Annotated in this window: 20 protein-coding genes, 1 pseudogene and 1 riboswitch; of the genes and pseudogenes, 10 read left to right on the top strand and 11 right to left on the bottom strand. The window is 44.1% G+C overall.

The window, feature by feature from the left end; all coding sequences use genetic code 11:
* The first annotated feature begins 5 nt into the window (after positions 1-5).
* Complete coding sequence (locus HGO26_RS05290) at positions 6-467, top strand: Fur family transcriptional regulator (RefSeq protein ID WP_168823735.1); 462 nt, start codon at positions 6-8, stop codon at positions 465-467.
* 335 nt (positions 468-802) lie between these two features.
* On the opposite strand, the gene HGO26_RS22510 is transcribed toward HGO26_RS05290, so the two are convergent.
* A complete protein-coding gene (locus tag HGO26_RS22510) occupies positions 803-991 on the bottom strand; it encodes an Arm DNA-binding domain-containing protein (protein ID WP_425596650.1) in 189 nt (62 codons plus the stop codon).
* Positions 992-1976: 985 nt separating this feature from the next.
* On the bottom strand, positions 1977-2717 hold the full coding sequence (locus tag HGO26_RS05280) for a carbonic anhydrase (protein WP_168823733.1): 741 nt from the start codon (positions 2715-2717) through the stop codon (positions 1977-1979).
* 547 nt (positions 2718-3264) lie between these two features.
* Positions 3265-3441: riboswitch (yybP-ykoY riboswitch) on the top strand.
* 27 nt (positions 3442-3468) lie between these two features.
* On the opposite strand from HGO26_RS05280, the gene HGO26_RS05275 reads away from it, so the two are divergent.
* From HGO26_RS05275 to HGO26_RS05265, 3 genes are all read left to right on the top strand, one after another.
* A complete protein-coding gene (locus tag HGO26_RS05275) occupies positions 3469-4473 on the top strand; it encodes a sodium:calcium antiporter (RefSeq protein WP_168823731.1) in 1005 nt (334 codons plus the stop codon).
* Between the two features lie 92 nt (positions 4474-4565).
* Positions 4566-4958: a GGDEF domain-containing protein gene (locus HGO26_RS05270; protein WP_168823730.1), complete on the top strand. Its 393-nt coding sequence runs from the start codon at positions 4566-4568 to the stop codon at positions 4956-4958.
* Positions 4959-5201: 243 nt separating this feature from the next.
* On the top strand, positions 5202-6923 hold the full coding sequence (locus HGO26_RS05265; protein WP_131524348.1) for a potassium/proton antiporter: 1722 nt from the start codon (positions 5202-5204) through the stop codon (positions 6921-6923).
* 230 nt (positions 6924-7153) lie between these two features.
* On the opposite strand, the gene HGO26_RS05260 is transcribed toward HGO26_RS05265, so the two are convergent.
* The 3 genes and pseudogenes from HGO26_RS05260 to HGO26_RS05250 all read right to left on the bottom strand — a co-directional run.
* On the bottom strand, positions 7154-7450 hold the full coding sequence (locus tag HGO26_RS05260) for a hypothetical protein (protein ID WP_168823720.1): 297 nt from the start codon (positions 7448-7450) through the stop codon (positions 7154-7156).
* Positions 7451-7469: 19 nt separating this feature from the next.
* The gene (locus HGO26_RS05255) at positions 7470-7685 is read right to left on the bottom strand and encodes a helix-turn-helix transcriptional regulator (protein ID WP_168823718.1); all 216 of its coding nucleotides are present in this window, start codon (positions 7683-7685) and stop codon (positions 7470-7472) included.
* Positions 7686-7739: 54 nt separating this feature from the next.
* Positions 7740-7946, bottom strand: a pseudogene (locus tag HGO26_RS05250) (tyrosine-type recombinase/integrase); the annotation flags it as partial.
* A gap of 6 nt (positions 7947-7952) precedes the next feature.
* On the opposite strand from HGO26_RS05250, the gene HGO26_RS05245 reads away from it, so the two are divergent.
* Together HGO26_RS05245 and HGO26_RS05240 are read left to right on the top strand one after the other, a co-directional pair.
* A complete protein-coding gene (locus HGO26_RS05245; protein WP_247651472.1) occupies positions 7953-8201 on the top strand; it encodes a hypothetical protein in 249 nt (82 codons plus the stop codon).
* A 190-nt stretch (positions 8202-8391) separates the two neighbouring features.
* Positions 8392-8607 (top strand): helix-turn-helix transcriptional regulator, encoded by a 216-nt coding sequence (locus HGO26_RS05240; RefSeq protein WP_168823716.1) that lies wholly within the window; start codon positions 8392-8394, stop codon positions 8605-8607.
* A gap of 71 nt (positions 8608-8678) precedes the next feature.
* Here HGO26_RS05240 and HGO26_RS05235 read toward each other — a convergent pair whose 3' ends face one another.
* From HGO26_RS05235 to HGO26_RS05225, 3 genes are all read right to left on the bottom strand, one after another.
* The gene (locus HGO26_RS05235; RefSeq protein WP_168823714.1) at positions 8679-9797 is read right to left on the bottom strand and encodes a fascin domain-containing protein; all 1119 of its coding nucleotides are present in this window, start codon (positions 9795-9797) and stop codon (positions 8679-8681) included.
* Positions 9798-10141: 344 nt separating this feature from the next.
* Positions 10142-10756: a hypothetical protein gene (locus HGO26_RS05230; protein ID WP_168823712.1), complete on the bottom strand. Its 615-nt coding sequence runs from the start codon at positions 10754-10756 to the stop codon at positions 10142-10144.
* A gap of 240 nt (positions 10757-10996) precedes the next feature.
* A complete protein-coding gene (locus HGO26_RS05225; protein WP_168823710.1) occupies positions 10997-12211 on the bottom strand; it encodes a tyrosine-type recombinase/integrase in 1215 nt (404 codons plus the stop codon).
* A gap of 176 nt (positions 12212-12387) precedes the next feature.
* Between HGO26_RS05225 and sbcB the strand changes: the two genes are divergently transcribed.
* On the top strand, positions 12388-13806 hold the full coding sequence (sbcB, locus tag HGO26_RS05220) for an exodeoxyribonuclease I (RefSeq protein ID WP_168823707.1): 1419 nt from the start codon (positions 12388-12390) through the stop codon (positions 13804-13806).
* 211 nt (positions 13807-14017) lie between these two features.
* A complete protein-coding gene (gene cdd, locus HGO26_RS05215; protein ID WP_105252885.1) occupies positions 14018-14908 on the top strand; it encodes a cytidine deaminase in 891 nt (296 codons plus the stop codon).
* A 124-nt stretch (positions 14909-15032) separates the two neighbouring features.
* On the opposite strand, the gene HGO26_RS05210 is transcribed toward cdd, so the two are convergent.
* From HGO26_RS05210 to HGO26_RS05200, 3 genes are all read right to left on the bottom strand, one after another.
* Positions 15033-15266 carry a DUF1289 domain-containing protein gene (locus tag HGO26_RS05210; protein ID WP_105252886.1) on the bottom strand — a complete coding sequence of 78 codons (234 nt, stop codon included), beginning with the start codon at positions 15264-15266 and terminating at the stop codon, positions 15033-15035.
* Positions 15241-15591, bottom strand: coding sequence for a VOC family protein (locus HGO26_RS05205; RefSeq protein WP_105252887.1), 351 nt, complete (start codon positions 15589-15591; stop codon positions 15241-15243). Before HGO26_RS05205 ends, HGO26_RS05210 begins: the two co-directional genes overlap by 26 nt.
* A 102-nt stretch (positions 15592-15693) precedes the next feature.
* Positions 15694-16398, bottom strand: a complete 705-nt coding sequence (locus HGO26_RS05200) for a DUF445 domain-containing protein (protein ID WP_105253144.1) — start codon at positions 16396-16398, stop codon at positions 15694-15696.
* Positions 16399-16833: 435 nt separating this feature from the next.
* Here HGO26_RS05200 and HGO26_RS05195 point away from each other — a divergent pair, with 435 nt between their 5' ends.
* Positions 16834-17214 (top strand): VOC family protein, encoded by a 381-nt coding sequence (locus tag HGO26_RS05195; RefSeq protein WP_028760394.1) that lies wholly within the window; start codon positions 16834-16836, stop codon positions 17212-17214.
* A 255-nt stretch (positions 17215-17469) separates the two neighbouring features.
* Complete coding sequence (locus tag HGO26_RS05190) at positions 17470-20880, top strand: DUF748 domain-containing protein (RefSeq protein WP_168823706.1); 3411 nt, start codon at positions 17470-17472, stop codon at positions 20878-20880.
* Positions 20881-20918: the final 38 nt, after the last annotated feature.

Raw genomic sequence — 20918 nt, 5'->3', positions numbered from 1 at the left:
GTTCTATGACGGAAAAAAATCTTGATTTACTGCGTGAAGCAGTGAAAAAGTGTGAAGAAAAAGGCATCAATCTTACCAGTAAGCGCAAAAAAGTACTTATCGTATTACAGGAGCATGATGTTCCTTTGTCTGCCTATGAAATTGCCGATGTGTTAAAACAAAGTTTGGGCGAGAGTTTACCCATAATGTCTATCTATCGCATGTTGGATTTCTTAGTACAGGAACAATTAGTGCATAAGTTATTAACGGTGAATAAGTATATTGCCTGCCATCATGTATGCGATCATCACATTCACAATCAATTTTTAATTTGTAATACTTGTCAAAAAGTCACGGAGATAGCATTGCCCACTGCTCTTGTTGAACAGTTACAGTTGAATGTTAGCCAAGCAGAATTTACCTTATCGAGCCCACAGCTTGAATTAGCGGGTTGGTGTCATGAATGTCAGCAGCAACATAATAGTTAAGTTATGTACATTAACTAATTTGGAACGCTATTTATCATGGTTACTGAACTTATCCCATACTCACAGTAACGCTATAAATTCCCCAGCTTCCGATATTCTGGTCGATAATGTCCGTCTAAAATCATGGATATGCCAGTCTTGGTTTAATATCGCGGACTAGCTCATTAATGAAAGCAACATTACCCGGTCGCTTGCTGTGGGAAAGCGCCATGGCGAGTGATATAAGTTCCACTGTTCTTATAATATCTCGAGTAAAGCGGAACTGATCGGCCTTCGAATGTGTTAAGCGGTTTCCAAAACGCATGGGGATCTATAATATTTACCCATGAATTTAGTCACGCAGGGACCAGCTTACATGCGTCAGCAAGTCCTAAATCCGGGTAGAGACCAAAGGTTAAGCACCCTGATGGATTATCAATCCTAAATCGATACCGCCATGTTATAGTCCCTGCAGGGATAATACGAACGCTTAAGCCGTCACGGTCTGCAAGCTCTGGTTTCCCTAAATATGGCTTGCCGTTTATTGCACGTAACTAATTGTCAGATAAAGACACTTTTATTACTCTGTGTACATGTGATTTTAGCTAATCTGACGCAGAACCCAATATATACAGATATGTACTCACATCTAAGTTGTAGCAAACTAAATTGATGTGAATGACAACGAATCCCAATAAAGCTATTTAACTTTCAATAACATCATGTTAAATGCTTTAGAGAACGAAAATAAATGAAGATGAAAAATGATAAAGCTGGGTCAATATTTTAGCACGACTACGGAAACATGTAATATTAACCATTTATTTATAATAAATATATGTACAAACTTCGTTTAAGAACCTTCCAATATCACAGCTGCTAAACAACAAAATCACTTCTAAATTCGATACTATTTTTAATTGCAAAAAAATGTTGTCTAATTATATTTATCTATTAAAAAGTGGTGTGCATGACAAGTGCTTAAGAACTTCCGGCTCCATACTTCTGATTACTTTAGCAGAGTGTTCTAATTCTAAATTAAGCTCAGACCAACCATCAGTGCTCATAAACTCTGCCAGTAGATAACAAATCCTAGGTATAACGGCTCACAATCGAAATTCCTTGTGCTCGCAATTAGCGCAATCTTCGGCTCAGATTAAGTGACAATAAAATCTTACTGAGCTCACATTAAGTGATAGACAGATGACGGTCAGCTTTATTGGTAGTGCTTAATTTCAATGCAGTGTTCAGTTTACAATAGTGTTCTGTCGCGCAGAGTTTGCGTCAGCAAGGCGAGCTCCTAATCTTTGCTTCAAACCCGAGCATAACCGTAAAAGGCCATTGTTATTAAAAATGTCTCGTTAGGCTTTAGATGAGGAAAACATAACATCCAAATGAGACAGAAAAACCGTCTCATTTGGATGTATGCTTTAGGTATACTCAAAACATACATTAGCATCAGAGATAAAATTTAATAATCTCTTAGTAGAGTGCGAGGCTGACTTTTTGGGCTACGGACTTCTGTTGCAGTTATACCTCGAAAAACTCAATCTTACCGCCAGTAAGGTGATACATACTACCAACGATTTTAATTTTATTCTGGTCTTCCAGCTGTTTCAGTACCGGGCTGTTTTTGCGGATATTCTCGATAGTCAGTTCAACATTTTTCCTTGCCACAGCATCGACAAAATCGTAATTACTCCCTTTACGCTCTCCGGTGTACTCTGTTTTTTCAATAGCAGGTTTAATTTCATTCAGCAGGCCCGTCAGGTTGCCTAGTTCTGCATTATCAATAGCGCCACGTATCGCACCACAGCGGGTATGCCCCATAACCAGCACCAATTTCGCACCAGCAAGAGCACAGGCGAATTCCATACTGCCCAATATATCGCGATTACTGATATTACCCGCAACACGGGAATTGAACGTTTCGCCGATCCCCGCATCCAGCACAATTTCCGCTGGCGCACGTGAGTCAATGCAGCTAAGGATCACTGCAGCAGGATACTGACCCGTGATACTGTTGCGTTTCTGCGCCAAATAATCATGTTTCGCCGTGCGATTCTCCCGGAAGCGCAGATTGCCCTGCTTAAAATGTTCAATCACAGCCTCAGGTGTCATGCCATCACGTTCTTCTTTACTGAGGGATGCCGCAAAAGAGATAGAGGGCACAGATAAGGCCGCCAGCCCAGTTACCGAAAGGGCCGAGACAGCAAGTGTTTGTTTCAGGATTGTCCGGCGTGAGGGTTGAGCCGGTTGGTTATTTTTCATAATGTTCTACAGTCCAGTTTGTTGAGTTAACAAAGGTTGTTGCGATAGTACTGTTAAACAAATCACAGCTTCAACCTAATGATAGTGGAGACCCAGTCAACGCGATTAAATACGGGCGGCAGGGTTACAGGTATGGCGTTTTTCATTTGCAGTTATTGTGAGCCAGAAGCAATGGATAGCTAGCCCGAGGGATTTCGATTGCGAGCCGCCACACCTAGGTTCTTCCACTGATGCCTGTAACATTCCTGATAAACGAAATATTCCAAAATTTGTATGAATACGATTATCGAAAATTTCTTCATATGCTGCCTATAATTTCGCAGCTCAACTACCATAAGTCTAACAAAGCTAAGAGAAAGGGCGCATAAAGCAAAGATCAAAAGATCACAAAATAGATCTGTCAAAGTTGTTGTTTCCCGCATACCTACTATTTTCAACTTCTGAGAAGAAAAAATAACAACGCAAAATCAATACCATGCACAGAGTTTGAAATTATGAGCACACTAAAACCTAATGGCGACATTTACCTGCAAGAACGGTAAAATGCCCCATTGTCATTGGGGAGTAGTCATCCTTAGCCTCCCACTAAGGAGTCCACGTCAACAAAATTGAGGTCTAACACCTCATGGCGTGGTCAGCCTCTGCGAATGCGGAGAGCCAGGCAAGACCTTTGGCCGCAATACGCTTTCCCAGCCGGGCGAGCAGTGTTGTCGTGCCATTGGATTATTGCTCGCCCGGCCGGATTACTCACATGATCCTTACTCTGACTCTGTTTTTCCTCTCAGCAGGTACCATTTATTTGGCCTGCGAATACTTCGTCAACGGCATCGAATGGTTCGGCCGCCGTTTGAATCTTGGCGCGACTGCAGTGGGTTCAGTACTTGCAGCCTTCGGTACAGCACTACCTGAAACGGCGGTGACCTTCATTGCCGTTGTCTTCGGCAAAACACCAGAGCAAAAGGACATTGGCGTCGGCGCAGCCATGGGCGGTCCGCTCGTTCTCGCTACCTTAGCCTATGCAGTAGTCGGCTTGGCACTGATTTACCACCATCGCCGCCTTCAACGGGAAACGTATCATGTACGTGCCGATCACGCCCGTATGAGTCACGACCAGCTCGCCTTTCTCGCAGTGTTTGTAGTGAAAGTGGCACTTGGCCTAATCGCCTTTGCCATCAAGCCGTGGCTGGGTGTCTTGTTTCTCGTAGCCTACGCAATCTATGTCTGGCGTGAAATTCAGGAGAGCGACACAGCGCCTGAAGAAGAAGAGATTGAACCTCTCAAAATTCAGCCTTCCGTGACGGAGCCATCGTTAAAATGGGCGGCGCTGCAAGCCGTGTTGTCCCTGATAGTCATAGGCATTGCATCTCATATATTCGTAGGTCAACTTGAGGCCATTGGTACAGCGCTACAATGGTCACCACACTTGGTAGCATTGCTGCTGAGTCCGGTGGCGACGGAGCTGCCCGAGATGATGAACACACTCATATGGATACGGCAAGGAAAGGAACGCTTGGCATTGGCCAATATTTCTGGTGCTATGATGATTCAGGCAACGATTCCCAGTGCGTTGGGTATCTTCTTTACGCCATGGCTTTTTGATGGCCCACTGATGGCGGCAGGAGTCATTACTGCTTTGGCTATTATTTTTCTGTGGCAGCTATTTCGACGAGGCGTTGTCGATGCGCGTGCATTGGTCGCAGTAAGCTCATTGTACGGCGTATTTGCCTTGCTGATTGCGTTCTACTTCCCTCTCTAAGGAGCAAAGTGTCAGAGAACGCCGTGTGGTACGGCGTTCCTATTTGGCTAAATTTGCCCAACACGCCAAGAGTGTAATGTTAAATTTTGTAAATGTTGCAAAAAATTGATTTAAATGAATTAAACTTTTCAGCGATCCTTGTGACCATCACTGGTGATGATCAATGTATATATCTCGTCACAAAAGCACTACGCACAGCGATACACCGCCCGAACGATTTGGTTGCGCACTATGGTGGTGAGAAATTTATTTGTCTATTACCGGATACTCAACATTTAGGCGCGATGAACATAACTCATCGTCAACGCAGTGCTCGCTTTGCATTTACTCTAGTTTCCAAGCGGTCACCATTAACTGGCGTTACGAGTATTCAACCTCATCGGCATTTGAAATGGCAAACGCTTATCGAATCCGCAGATAAGCAATCATACTTAGCTAAAAAGCATGGACGTAATCAAGTCAGCAGGGCCAGCTTGCTACGGTAAACAGCATTATTGAGTGCCAATCGTAAATTTTGATTTTTTTGAAATTATCAAAGTTCAAATGTGAAGTGGGTCACGTAGCATTTGGATAAATGGAATCATTGACTACAAGACCAAAATGCATCATGCATTTGACGATTTCTAACTGACAATTAGGCTTAGTGAAGTATCATTTTAGAGCTGGCGCAGTCATTGAAAGCTCTGTAATGGTTTAATTTCCCTACATTAATTAAAGAGAAACTATTTATGTTTGTGATCGATCAAATTATTCTCCTCGCCGCGATTTTGATTATTCTTGGTATTTTATCCAGTAAATTGTCTGCGAGATTGGGTTTACCCGTACTGGTGCTCTTTCTCATGGTGGGCATGTTAGCTGGTGAGGATGGCCCTGGAGGTATTGTTTTTGATAATGCACAAATTGCTCACGCGCTTGGGTCTTTAGCTTTAGCCATTATTTTGTTTGACGGTGGTTTGCAAACACCCATCGCGTCGATTAAGCAAGTGTGGAAGCCTGCTTCTGTGTTGGCGACTTTAGGCGTATTGGTGACAGCCATGATCACTGGTGCTGCAGCTGCTTATATTCTAGATGTTTCCTTACTTTACGGTTTACTGATTGGTGCCATTGTTGGTTCAACCGATGCCGCCGCTGTTTTCTCATTACTGCGTAATGCAGGTATTCATATCAACCCACGCCTTAAAGCCACATTAGAAATTGAAAGTGCGACTAACGATCCTATGGCAATTTTTTTAACAGTTGGCTTATTGGAGGTCATGGTCAAAGGGCTTGAACCAGGGACTGGATTATTGATGCTGTTTATCCAGCAAATGGGTATCGGCTCCGCAGTGGGTTTAGCGGCAGGCTGGTTATCAGTACGTATTATTAATCGTATCCATCTGACGACCTCTGGATTATATCCTGTGATGGTCGCGGCATTTGGTTTACTGTCCTTTGGCGTAGCAGCTAATCTTGGCGGCAGCGGCTTTTTAGCTATTTTTATCGCTGGTGTGGTGATAGGGAATAGTCGTTTTGTTTTTCAGCGCAGTACCTTTTTATTTCACGATGGTTTGGCATGGTTAGGCCAGATTGTTATGTTTGTTTTTTTAGGCTTGCTGATTAATCCTTCGTCTTTGCTGGATGTCTGGCAGGAAGGACTGATGATTGCAATCGTCCTGACCTTAATCGCGCGACCCTTGTCGGTAATCCCTGTACTGAAGATTTTTGGCTTTAATGCGCGTGAAATTACCCTAGTATCCTGGGTTGGGTTACGTGGTTCGGTGCCTATTATTCTGGCTATATATCCGCTGATTTATGGCCTGCCTGGTGCCAGTCTTATTTTTAGCGTAGTGTTTTTCGTCGTGTTAATTTCAGCGACAATACAGGGGTCAACATTACCCTGGGTTGCACGCGCTTTAGGACTTACGGAACCGCCTCCTGCGACACCTGCAGCGACACTGGAAATTACTGCTTTAGGCGATGTGGATGCTGACATTGTCGAGTATCAATTGGGCGATACCTCACGCGCTTCTGGTCGCCGTTTATCCCAAATGGCTTTACCTGACGGTACAGTAGTAGCGATGATAACCAGAGGAAACAATGTAATTCCACCTAGGGGATCAACCTTCCTGTATGCTGGCGATCATTTATTTATTGTGATGAAACCCGATGTGCGTGAGTTTGTTGATCTGGTTTGCTCTGGTGTTGCAGAAGCCAATCATTATGAATTACCTACGGGTGAATTGAAGTTGAAAGGCTACACCAAAGTAGCAGATTTAAAGCACTCCTACGGTATTGAACTCTCTGCTAATGATAATTTGTCATTAGATGAAGTGCTACGTCAGAGCTTGACTGACGAGCCGACCTTAGGTGCAAGTAAAGATTTTGGTGAAGTAATATTGCATGTTCGTGAGATGGTGGGTTCGAGGATTGCGACAGTGGGTATCGTACCGAACTCAGCCAATGAAAACTGATACCAAAACAATAATTTGTAAAAGCATAGTTTCATTGTGATCAATATAGAGATCACACCTAAGCTCAGTGCATCATTTAATCGCGAATGAGTTTGCATAGGTATCTGTCCGAACTTTTGATAAAATCCAGTCAACGGGTTAGCAGTCTTGGTGGACAACCGTCTAACCCGCCAGCCCTCGCAAGAGGGCGTTCCTTCTAATTCATCCTATCCAGCAGTGCCATTTCGGCTTTATCTTAGCCAGAAGATATAAGACTTTTTGCGGTCAAATCCCATTAAAGCCCACTGCTCTTTGCAGAGGTAATGAGCTCGGATGGCACGTTTGCAGTTAATGGATAACTGCTCAACGAGGTGGTCATAGTGTGCGACATGGGCAGGCACGTTGAGTTCATGCTTTAAGTTGCCACCGCCCAAGGCTTCGCCTAAACGGTCGCAGGCGTAGCGGTTTGAAAAACCCTTGCCCAATTCTTGGTACACCCAATAACAGCCCCTGCGATATAACCCTAACCGTAACGCCTTAATGTTCATCCTCTACTCGGGGTCATCGCTAAAGGCCATTAGCCACCTCATTTATCTTCTTAACGGAAAGCTTAAACACATCAATGCATATCGATGTCACATCGTCATAGGGCGCATTAGTGCGGCCATTTTCCCAACGTTGATAAGTGCTGCGACTGATGCCGTAAATCTCAGCCACTTCGTCTTGGGTCATGCCCCGTAAACGGCGCCCTACTTTCAGTAAATCCGCGGCGCGACTAGCCATAAATCCTCCTGCGTGAAGTCCATAACCCAGTTGTGCTATTTGTTATTGTCATTGTCATAGCCCCCCCACTAACATTGGCTCGTCCGTCTCAGTGGTCGATTGGCGCATAATCTCGGGCGCCACATCATCAAGCCCCAGTGTGATTAAGTGTGTGTGGGAGGTAAATGCCTTAAACCGAATCGTTTCACTCCAATATTGCGCAGTGCGAATGCTCACCGGCCCTACATCGTAAGGGAACAAAACGCTCATACGACGGACATTGAAGCGGTGATCTGCATCGGCGAGGCGTTTTATTGCAACGCGGCGGGCCATTCACAAAAGCAAGCTGACATTGCGCAGCACAATGCTAAGGCCGAAGCCTTTAAACAGCGACTGTTATCACTGCGCCCTGCTCTCACCTTCACGGCGTTTAACGGTGCATATCATCCACAGGTATATTGCACTGCGATATTCACTTTTGAGGGCAATCAAATTGGCGGCTCAGTGTCCTATAACAAGGCTGGCGAGCTTGATTAGCGAATCAAACACTGATTTGCCTGCATGGCAAACATACCAAACTCTGCCCAGCACCAAGGAGAATCGGCATGAAGCAATCTGCAGTCATCAAAGACGCTTTACGCCAGTGGTACACCCTGCCCCGCAAACAAGCCGGCAGCTGCCAACAATTTTTAAAATGACTCGCCGAGGAATTGGCAAAGGAAGGTAAATGATGATTTCGACCCAATCGACCGTGGATCAACAAATACAAGAGCCGCTCTTTCTTACCACTAAGGAAGTCATGACGCGCTACCGGATTAGCTCATCAGCCACGCTTTGGAAGTGGCGGAGAAACGACGGTTTCCCTGCTCCTATCCATAATGGCCGCCATTACTTAAAAGCGTCGCTCGATAAGTGGGATGAAAAACAGCAAGTCGCGGCTTGAATTGATTTATTAAGCCTTAAGATAAAGCCCCATTTTTGGGGCTTTATTTTTAGACCTTTATCGATGGACTGTTAGGCCATAAACTCATCGCCTTCGACATTACAGCCTTTACTACCGCAGTTAGTGCCTACTGCTACAGCATCAGCGATGATAGCGGCGAGTCCTGTGCCGACCAGTACTATTTGGGCAATTAACAAGACACCATCGGTTGATATCCATGCGACCACTGTCGCGATGAATGATACCGCAGCGACTATGGCTCCAAACCAGCTTAGGCCATTGACGATTGTTTTAATGACGCCTTTAATAAACCCTATATTGAATAGTTGCGAGATAAACTGAAATATCAATGTCGCCTTTTTCAGCGTGGTAGAAGCACTGCTTATACCCGTGATCAGTCTCTCCAAGCCAACAGCTTCAGCCCCCAACGCCTGTACTGCCGCTTTTACCATGCTGTCAGTTCGCATAATGCGTATGCTTGCAAGTTGCAGAGCAAGCAATAACACATCAATACAGAATGTTGCGATTGATTTAGTGCAAGGGGAAATTGCCTCTAGATCAATTGCTTCTATTGCTACACTTTCGTTCTCCGTTAACGTTAAAAAACTTTGCATTTCAGTGGCCGCTTGCATTTCGACATTACTGGGCTGTTGGCCTGTGATAATGGCTGCCACAAGCTTCTCTATCTGTGCAGGTGTAGGCTGTGAGTCTGGAAACCACAGTCCAAGAGTCTCAACTGACTCTTTAAGGACTGCACCAAGATGAAATTGCTCATAAGGTCCGACAGAGGCTTGGCAATTTACGGTGCCAAACCCTGCAGCAGTAAACGAGGGCGATTGCTCTCCGGCCATACGAAGATAGTTACTTGGAAATGCATTTGACGCTATGGAGGTTAAGACCCCACTGGCGCTGTCGCTTAGAACTGCGACATTGAACTTTTCCCAAGGACCAATCGATGCTTGGCAGTTGACGGTTCCAAATCCATTCCCATTAAAAACGGGTGAAGCTTCACCCGCCATCCGTAAATAGTTGCTCGGAAATGCCATAGACTCAAAGGAGACTGTGCCATCGCCGTTACGAATAGCGTTAAAAATCTCCCATGGGTTTTTATCAGGATCATTTTGGTCTGCCTGACAATTAACGGTACCAAAACCATTACCATTGAACTGTGGTGAATCCTGTCCAGACATTCTCAATAAGCATTGTGGAAATTGATTGGATCTGATCATGACAGGAAATGTTGAGGGGAATATTGGGTCACTATTTGAGGCAGAAGTGTTAAGCGTGCTCATAATAAAAGTCCTTTTTAGTTTACTAACAAAGCTATACATCGTCATTGATGACATAGCGTTTTAATGAGCTGAAAAACTGCATCTAGCAACCCGCTAATAGAAGGCTGTAGCGATCAGTTCATCATTTTTAAGGTTAGTTCAAATGTGACTTTTAACAATGGCTGACTTGGCTGGACGAGCAAGATCAATCGTGTTTGTGTCAATGTGAATGGTTTGGATCACTCAGGCGATATTTTGATATTTTACCGCCCCATTTTATCGGGCGGCAGCCGAGACGTTATGTACTCTAAACCTGCTTGATAGCCTGCGGTTTCTGTTGTGTCACCGTTTTTGGCGACTAAATAAGTGGCTTTAAACATCATCAGCTTACAGACGGTTAGATAATAAAAATCATCGTCTTGCTTGAAAGCACAAACCTTTTTCCACGGTATCGTGATGGATTTACCGCTAGGGAGCGCAAACGTTAGCTTCGAGGCTGTGGCTGTCACTGTGTGGCCCCCTTCTAGGCTCGCAAGGCTCTGTAAGGTTGTATTTTCAATCGTTCGATCCAGAGTAGTTATCTTGCCTGCAAATTTGTTAGCTTGATTTTCGGCGATGTTTTTGAATACAAATCTCCACACAAGAAGGTAAGTGATAGCGCAAATTGCGATTGCGATATATGTCTCTGGAGAGTGAATTTCTACGAAAAAATAAAACAGTAGTAACGGGGATAATAACGGGATCCATAGGAGTAATGCACGAACGATAAGGGCATACAACCACTTAGCTAAACGAGTATTCTTTGCAATGCTTGCTGAATTTATTCTTTCCGCGATTGTGATTAACTGTTCCCGCGTGATTAAAAATTTTAGTTCCATGACGTCCTTGCTTAACGTTAATCCGAACACTGTGCCAAGTGTATGATTAATTGAGTTGAAATGACTAAACCATAAATAAAGCTGATATTGAACAGATAACAGTTTACCTTGTGCCGAATTGAGCTCCAATGCACCTAATTACAAAGAGGTGTTTCTGCTGCACTGCAACGCAACTGATTTACATACTGAATAAGCTCACCATTTTCTGCTGTCAGCGACAAACATGCCTACCCCTTCTTTCTAACACGACAATTTTTCTAACACGACTATTTTGCTATCACCTAGAGCGGCCAATTTCAGCTTATTTGTCCATTGTTCATAGGCCACAGCTTGATCATCTAACCAATCATGTTTGTTGTACACCGCCATCACCCCGCCTAATAGATGGCCTAACATCTTCTCTGTCACATGGGGCAACACCCCCGCTTCTGACATTCTGGTCGATAATGTGCGTCTAAAATCCTGAATACGCCAGTCAGGGATTTCGAGTCTTGGTTTGATCTTGCGGACCAGCTTATTTTCTGAAGCGATGTTGCCTGGGCGCTTAAGATCGTTTGCTGCGGGAAAACTCCATAGTGAGTTATAGAGGTTCCACTGTTCTTGCAATATGTCGAATAAGGCGGGACTGATTGGCCTCCGGATTGGCAAATTAGTTTTGCTATTATTTATCGGGAAGGTCCAGACCATCGACTCAAGATCAAAATCAGCCCGTTTGGATTTTAATATTTCTGATATCCGCGCCCCTGTTAGTAAACATGCCTTGATGGCATTGGTTACGGCTTTGGTCGCGCGGCATTTATCAAGCTCACGGATGATTTTGCCACACTCTAGAATGGTGAGTACTCGCGAACCGACTTTGGGCGCAGAACCCACATCACTGACTCGTAATTGAAGGACATCAACAAGCGATATCATTTGCCGGCGAACGGACCAGCTAAGTACCGTCTTTAACTGTTTGAGTATCGCGCCTGCGGTAACTCGACTATGAATTGCCTTTTTATCGAAAAAATCTATCCACTCGCCGAGTGTGATACTTTCGACTTTACGATCAGCAAAGGCATCATAGAGATGTGCTCTAAAGCAGGATTGGTACGTAGCAACAGTGCCCGGCTTAAGTGCTGCACTTCGCGCCGATAAAAACTGTTCACAGCAATCCCTCAGTGTTGTCTGGCCCGCAAATGTGTTGCGCTGTTTCCAAAACACACGTGGATCTATATTATTTGCCACTGAGTTCCGTAACTCAGGGATCAGTTTCCTTGCGTCAGCTAGTTTCAAATCAGGATAACGACCAAGGGTTAAGCGCCCAGGTTGATTATCAATCCTAAATCGATACTGCCATGTTATAGTCCCTGCAGGGGTAATACGAACGCTTAAGCCGTCGCGGTCTGCAAGCTCTGGTTTCTCTAAATATGGTTTGCCGTTTATTGCACGTAACCAATTGTCAGATAAAGACATTTTAATTACCCTGTGTACATGTGATTTTAGCTAATCTGACGCAGAACCCAATATATACAGATTATGTACTCACATCGAAGAGCTGCATACTAAATTGATGTGAATGACAACGAATCCAATTAAAGCAATTTAACTACTGATAACATGAAGTTACATGCTTTAGAGAACGAAAATAAATGAAGATGAAAGACGATAAAGCAGGGTCGATTTTTTGGCACGACTACGAAACATTTGGAGCGAACCCAGCGAAAGACAGACCCTCGCAATTTGCTGGTATTCGCACGGATTTAGATCTCAATATCATCGGCGAGCCTGAGACATTCTATTGTGAGCAAGCCACTGATTATTTGCCGTCTCCGGAAGCAATATTAATCACAGGGATCACTCCACAGTTAGCTAATTTAAAAGGCATCCCTGAAACTGAGTTTATGGGACGAATTCATGCGCTATTTAGCCAACCAAACACTTGTGTTGCAGGTTATAACTCACTGCGTTTTGACGATGAAGTGACCCGTTATGGCTTTTATCGGAACTTTATCGATCCCTATGCCCGTGAATGGCAAAATGGCAACTCTCGTTGGGATATCATTGATTTAGTGCGCGCTTGTTATGCATTTAGGCCCGAAGGTATTAACTGGCCGACAAAGGAAGATGGCTCTCCGAGTTTTAAGCTAGAACATCTGACCCAAGCGAATGGTTTAAGCCATGAGAAAGCCCATGATGCTATGTCTGATGTGTATGCGACCATCGCTATGGCAAAACTCATTCGCGAGAAACAGCCTAAGTTATATCAGTACTATTTTGACCTGCGCCGTAAGCAAGCGGTTAGCGATCAAATCGATGTGCTCAATATGCAGCCTTTGGTCCATGTGAGCTCTAAAATTAGTGCGCGCAATGGTTGTGCAACGTTGATCTCACCCGTAGCGCACCATCCTACTAACAAAAATGCCGTTATTTGCGTTAATTTAGCCATGGATTTAACGCCGCTATTCGAGCTAGATGTCGAGCAAATTAAAACGCGCATGTATACGTCAAGGGCTGATCTTGCCGAAGATGAATTACCTATCGCAGTAAAACAAATTCATCTTAATAAGTGCCCTTTTATCACCTCGGCAAAAATCCTCAGTGATGAGCATGCCGCTCGTTTAGGCATAGATAAAGAATTTGCCAGAGAGCAGTATAAACGCCTAAAACGTCACCCAGAATTACGCGAAAAACTGGCGCTATTATTTGAGCACGATGACAGCAGAGCGACCACAGATCCCGATTTGATGCTGTATTCTGGTGGGTTCTTTAGCCAAGCTGATAAAGCAAAAATGGAAATCATCCGTCATACCCTACCGCAAAATCTAGCGGCGTTAGATTTGCAGTTTGATGATCCACGTATTCCTGAGATGCTGTTTCGTTACCGCGCCCGTAATTACCCTGAACTACTCGATGATACAGAGTCGCAGCGCTGGCGTGAATTCTGTCAAAGTCGCTTAGCCGATCAAGACTACGTACTTAAATTAGAAAATTTGCTACAAGAAACACAAGCGGATGAGACTAAGCAAAAGCTACTTGCTGCCCTTTGTCATTATTTGCGTGAACTTTAAGTTGTGTAAATTCAAGCTTAAGTCTTTTGTTTTATAGTCTTAAGCTTATTTTTGTGCACCAATAGACTCACTCTATACGTGAGTAACATAAGTTTATCACTCTCGATAGCACTGACATTGACAGCGTATAAACGCGAGCTAACTCGCATTTATGCTGTAACAAAATTACTAGAATGTTCTTCCATGAACTTAACAAATAAGGAATAGGGAAATGCAAGATAGATTCATTCGTAGCATAACCCAACTGCCAACGCCGTTAGCCGATGCACTTATCCCAATGTTGCACCAGAATTTTGCTGGACACATTGATGCGCAGCAACTTGCTACGCTAACAAGTGCAAGCAAAATGACCGAAGCAGAAGTGTTATTAGCATTACTGCCGATAGCAGCGGCATTGGCCAAACCGCCTATCAGTGAGTTTTATGTCGGCGCGATAGCCAAAGGTAAAAGTGGCGATATCTACATGGGGGCCAACTTAGAATTACCCGGTGAAGCGTTATTTCATTCTGTCCATGCAGAACAAAGCGCTATCAGCCACGCATGGCTCAGTGGTGAAAGCCAAATTGTTGATATCATAGTTAATGCCAGTCCTTGCGGTCATTGTCGTCAGTTTATGAATGAACTGGTTGAAGGGAGCAAGATCTGCATTCATCTACCCGCACAGGAAAGCCATCCTCTGGCCTATTATTTACCCTATGCTTTTGGGCCAAAAGACTTAAATGTCACTTCGCCCTTAATGGCCAAGCAACAAACTGAATTTGCACTAGACAGTGCCGATCCTATGATCATAGAAGGCTTAGATCATGCAGGTTTAAGCTATGCACCTTACACCCAAAGTTTTGCCGCTGTGGTATTAGAAACCCATGATGGCGCAACCTATTGTGGTCGCTACGCCGAAAATGCGGCATTCAATCCTTCTATGCTGCCTATGCAGATGGCCTTATCAAATCTGGCGCGCCACAATCGTGAATTTAGCGATATCAGCCGTGCGGTTTTAATTGAGTCATCTCAAGGAAAAATCAGCTTAGTTGGCGCGACTATGGATGCGCTCCATACCGTTGCCGCCATCGAACTTGAGCACATAGTGGTAGATCCAGTGTAACTCCTGCTTCAAATGCCAAGGTGTTTCAAAATGCCAACGGCGAAATACGTTAATGCGTATTTCGCCGTTCGATTATCCACTTAAAGCTTAAAAATCAATTATCGTAGGTAATTCTGACGGCTAATCATGCTCCATCCTGTCTTCTACTAACCGCGTCATTGAACTTAGCCAGATACTCCTCCTTACGCTCCTCCATCCTGATAAAACAAGCTTGCCGCTCCACTTCCGACATAACGCGCCATACTAAAATTTCATCAAGATGCCTGAAACAACCTAAACAAATATCTTGCTGATCTAAACAACAATTTCGAATACAAGGAGTGACATTAGGATCATTCTGACCAGACGGCATATTCATTGCCACAAGGTTCAACAAAATGGAATCGACGGCCTCCCGGAAAACTAAAGATGTCAGCTGTGATAATGCCACCAGCAGTTACGACAGCCGTCAGAGTCAATTCTAAGTTCTGGCTGTAGATCACAATCAGCGGGCAACCTTTTGCGAGGGTGAAATTCACGTCGGCTTGATAGAATCCCCCAGTAATGCCGACATCCATAAAGCAACTGTATTCAGGGCCATAATCGACATAGGTCCATCCAAAAACTTGGCTAAAAAAGGCCTTAGAGCTCGCAATGTCGCGACTTGGGATTTCCAAATAATTGATACTGTGGTGACGGTTCATAGACTTCCTTGCTATTTAATCAGGACACAAAATGATGAACATAAAATGCGTAAGTAAAAATGGGAGCCAAAGCTCCCATTCTATTCGCGGCTTTAACTCAGGTTAACCTTGGATTAAGGCTGCGGCAAGTCCAATCAGACCGCCAAACACGCCGCCCCAAATCACTAACCAACCTAAGTGCGTTTGGATCATGTCCTGAACGATTTGTTTCACCATTTGTGGTGTTAACTCGTTTAATCTTTGTTCCACTATGTTAGCAATTTTAGTTTGCAGATCGGCCATCACATTTGGCTGTTCAATTTCTTGTTTCAGCAACTCGTGAAATGCATCGCTTTGTGCCATTTCAACTAAAGAAGCTTTCATCTTTACAATAAACGGCTCTTTTAACGGCAATAAGGCATCTGTGCCACCAAACATAGACAACATGCCGCCAAAGGAAGATTGGGCGACAGTGCTAATTAACGCATCAAAAGAAGGCGCTAAATCAACCTTTTCAATCACTGGCGCCAAGTCTATTTTACTCAGCCCTTCTTTTTCAGATAGGAATCGGTCGATATTTTCAGTGGTAAAAAACTGTTTCATCATCAAATGAGCAATACCCGCCTTAAACTCTTCAAAACGAGAAGGCACAACTCCCGAACCGTAGAGTCCGGGGACTTTCTCAAACAACATATAAACTGCAACCCAGTTGGTAATTGCACCCGATAAAGCAAATAATCCGACATTCAGGACAATTGCCGAATTCATCAGGTAACCCACAACGACCAAAGCAGCCGCCAATAAATTCGTCACTAAACTCTTATTCAATCTCGTATCCCCTAAGGTGGCATCGATAAGATGCAAAACTCGCCTATATTAACAAGTTAACGGGAGTCAGGTCTAACACTCAAACCACAGTAAACAAACCCGTTTTAAAATCTGTTTTCAGTGCTAAGTCTTGGCGCGATGGGCAAGATGAAGCCCATCAACTAAGCCGCAGCGTCACTGAGCCACAAGAAGCTGATTAGCCAGCACTGAATAAAGTGAATCTCCTTGTAGAACATTAAGTTAATTTAATGTTTGCCGACCTAAAAAACGCAAAAATTTTAATTTGCCGCTTGTGAATTATCAACTTGCCTCAACTACACTCAATCAAGATAACGCACAAAAAATATGGCTCAAAATACAGACGGTACTGAACACTGACCGTTAACCTCGGCTCAATACACAAAATTTACCCAAAATAGAATAAAGGATGCGCTTATGGAATCGGCTTTTAACACTGCAGGGGCGTTAAGTTGGCATGAATTGACAACCAATAATACCGAAGAAGCTATGCACTTCTATGCTGAGATTTTTGGCTGGCACTTTAAAACCGTCAAAATGCCCCACGGCAATTATCATATTATTGAAAATCAGGGCGTCAGCATTGGGGGGATCACCGATAGTTTGCTCCCAATGCTTCCCTCACATTGGACTGGCTACATTACCGTTAACGATGTCGATCAAGTCGCTATCAGCGCAAAAAAACTTGGCGGGGATATTCTGTTTGGTCCTGAAGATATACCCGAAGTAGGCCGTTTTTGTTGGATAAAAGATCCACAAGGCGCCATTATTGCAGCGATTAGTTATTTAAATCGCTGATCAAAAATAGCTTCCAACATGGTGAGTATTGACGACTCAAATCATTAGCCATAGGCTGAAACACATGTAGTTATCAATGTAGATGATAGGTTACCACTCAGGAACGTCTTAGATCAGAAGACGTTATTGTCTGTGTAATACCAAGATTTCATTGGTAAAAATATAAATAATTTCTGGAAACATTAGCATTATTCGCTAGAATGTCCCTACTTATGGAAGTTTTTCCCTGTCTTATGCATTGGAGCCTTGATATTAATGCTGACCCAGTTATCGCAATTCAGACACTCTTTTTTTGCCCTCCCAAGATACCTGCGAGTGATTATTTACCTCACAGCAGTCTACCTTAGCTATGTCTGCACATTAGGTTTAATCCTCCCCTATGCGATAACCACGCTGGCACCAGAAAAACTCTCAACTCTGCTCGGTCGTCCCGTCACCCTCGGTGATATACGCATTAACCCTTTTAATTTCAAAGTCGAAATCGACCAACTGGCCATTAAAGAAAAAGACGACAAACCTTTTGCTGGCATTGCACAAGTCCAATTCGAAATACACTTTTGGCGATCTGTTTTTAATCGCGCCGCCGTTATCGAAAACATACACATACAAGCGCCTTTCGCACATATCATTCGCGTGGAGAAAAAAGGGAAAGCTGGATTCAACTTCGACGATATTCTGCAGACCCTGAACGAGCATTCATCCACGAGCACAAAAACAGCCCCCACAGAAGCCAGCTCACCCGTTCGTGTCCTGCTCAGCCAATTTGTGTTGGATGCGGGACAATTTAACTTCGATGACAAAATTACCCATGCTCAAGTGAACTACCCCAATATCAATCTAAAACTCAGTTCCCTTGATACTGAATATTTGATGGCGGCATCATCGGCATCGATAACACCAGCCATAAAAGTAAACAAAGTTGATAATACGACACCAAACGCCCAATCAACGTCTAACTCACCCATTGTGCCTATCAAGCACAATCACTATGCGATACAACTCAGTGATGATCATGCTGGTGAAATCAGTTTGCAGGGGCAATTCCAATTGTTCCCGCTAAAAGTTGCGGGTGACATCCAAGTCGCCAAACTGAAACTGACACCACTATGGCGATTTATCGACGATCAATTTAATCCCGTCCTCACGGATGGCGAGCTCAGTATTAAAACTCAGTATCAAGTGGATCTTGCCGAGAATGGCGAGTTACAAGTCATCAGCAACAATGGCCAGTTTATTGTTGAAAAACTTAACCTTAACGACAAAGATCGCTCAGTGGTCAAGCTCTCCATATTTGCCCTCGACGGCATTACAGCCAACTTGAAGCAGCAGAAAGTGCATATCAACAAACTCCACAGCGATGGCCTAACAATGAGTGCCATTTTGAACCAAGACGGGCTCGATCTTGTTGGCTTATTCATGCCTAAATCCGCCAGTGCGTCTACAAGTGCAGCACCGCCAGTTGCTAATTCCATCGATGCTAATTCGATAGAAACTAAGCCGGCAGATGCTAAATCGCTAGAGCGCGTACAAGTTGCGCAAGTGGAAGAAAAACGTCAAATAGCAGAGACTGTCACAGATACAAGCGATAGCGCAGACAAAGCAACGGAAAGTGAATTAGCCGCAACTAACGAGAGTGATAAAACAGAACAAAAGACAGAAGCGACCGTAAATGTCACCACTGATGCTGCTAAAGAAACCGCTGCAAACATCGCTTCAGAGGCAAATCCTCAACAGCCAGTCAAGCAAGCGCCTAAGACGCCTTCAAAAGACACTTGGTTAGTGCAACTCGATGCGCTCAATATTAAAAACTATGACCTTAATCTATCGGAACAAAAGCTAACGGCAACGCCGCAGCAATGGCGAGTGTATCCGCTTAATTTTTCAACTAAGGTCATAACGAGTACCTTAACCGCTCCGATTGAATATGAGCTACAACTCAGCCTCAATGGTCAAGGTACTTTGAGCTCTCAAGGCCAAGTCGATGTGACGGGCGAAACCATAGATGCCAATATCCAACTCGATAAGCTGGCGTTAACCCAATTTCAGCCCTATTTAGCGCCCTACGTGAATATCCAGCTCAAGAGCGGTCTATTAAGCTCAGCAGGCAAGCTGACCGCCGATGCTAAAGGCAAAGCCATTTACGGTGGCAGTGTTGAGCTCGATGATTTAGCTATTCATGACAAATTGCGTAATGCTCCACTGGTCAAATGGCAAAAGATGAATATCAATCAACTGGATTTTGACCAACAGAAAAATCAAATCAAAATTGATCACTTAGCCTTTAATCAACCCTACGCCAAAGTGGTGATAGCCAAAGATAGAACCACTAATATCAGCGATCTTATCGTTGAGGCTCCGGCTGCAAATAGCAAGACAACTAAAAACACAACCACAGCCAGTGCTAAGCAAACCGAGCTGCAAACGGCAAGCAAGACAACGCCTGAGTTAAGCCTCGATATTCAAAAAATTAGCTTTAGCCAAGGCTCAGCTTACTTTGCCGATAACTCACTGACACCAAACTTTGCCTCAGGGATTGAGTTACTTGAAGGTAATATCACTCACTTGTCGTCAACGCCAGGGACGAAGGCCTCGGTCGATATCAAAGGTAAAATAGACAAGTATGCGCCTGTAACCCTAAAAGGCGATATTAACCCTTTGCTAGATATGCCATATTTAGATCTCGATTTAGTCTTTAAGAGTGTTGAGTTAACCTCAGTCAATCCTTACTCAGGCACCTATGCGGGTTACTACATAGATAAAGGGCAGCTATCGTTATCGCTGAACTATCAACTCGATAAGAACAAGCTCAAGGGCAGTAACCATCTGGTCATAGACCAACTGAAACTTGGTAAACCCAGTGACAGTGACCTTGCCACTAGCTTACCCATCACGCTCGCGATTGCCCTGCTGCAGGACCGTAACGGCGTGATTGATTTAGGCATGGAAGTCTCTGGCGATTTAGACTCACCTAGCTTTAGTGTCGGCAGCATCATAATGACGGCGATTACCAATGTGATCACTAAAGCCGTCACAGCGCCCTTCACTTTCTTAGCAGGACTCATAGGTTCTGACGAAACCTTAGATAAGATCAGCTTTGCCGCAGGTAAATTCAGCCTAAGTGAAGATGAGCAAAAAAGTTTAGACAAACTCGCTAGCGCCTTACTCGACAGACCTATGCTCAAGCTCAGCGTTGAAGGGGAAGTCGATGCCATCAATGACAGCCAAGCCATTGCTGAGCGCATCATGAAGCGTAAATTGGCTAAATTAGCCAATACTGAATTTAGTGCGTTACCTGATGATTTAAGTCCGAGTCAATTCCCGACCCAAGGGCCGCTTGCCGATGCGCTAGTAAAGCTTTATGAACAAGAAGTTAAAGCCGATCCTGCCCAAATCAAAGACACTGTTATCGCAGAGGCCAAAGACGCGCAGCTTTCCGATGACGAAATCACCACCCGCTGGCATATCGCTTTATATAATCTGTCGGTAAAAGCGCAGAATGTTAACGATGGCATGTTGGGTAATTTGGCCCAAGAAAGAGCCAAAGCCGTTAAAGCTTACCTTGTGGACGTGAAAGAAATTGCTCCAGAGCGGATCTTCTTGCTCGAAAGCCGAGTGAGTTTAACCCAGAATGCAGCCCAAGTGAGCCTCACCATTGATGCTCAATAACTTAGCCAATTAACTTGCTTTTTATATAAAACTAAGCC

The sequence above is a fragment of the Shewanella oncorhynchi genome (assembly GCF_012584455.1).
Classification (GTDB): Bacteria; Pseudomonadota; Gammaproteobacteria; order Enterobacterales; family Shewanellaceae; genus Shewanella; species Shewanella oncorhynchi.
Note: the sequence above shows the minus strand (reverse complement) of the source record. Positions and strands in the feature narration are given on the sequence as shown.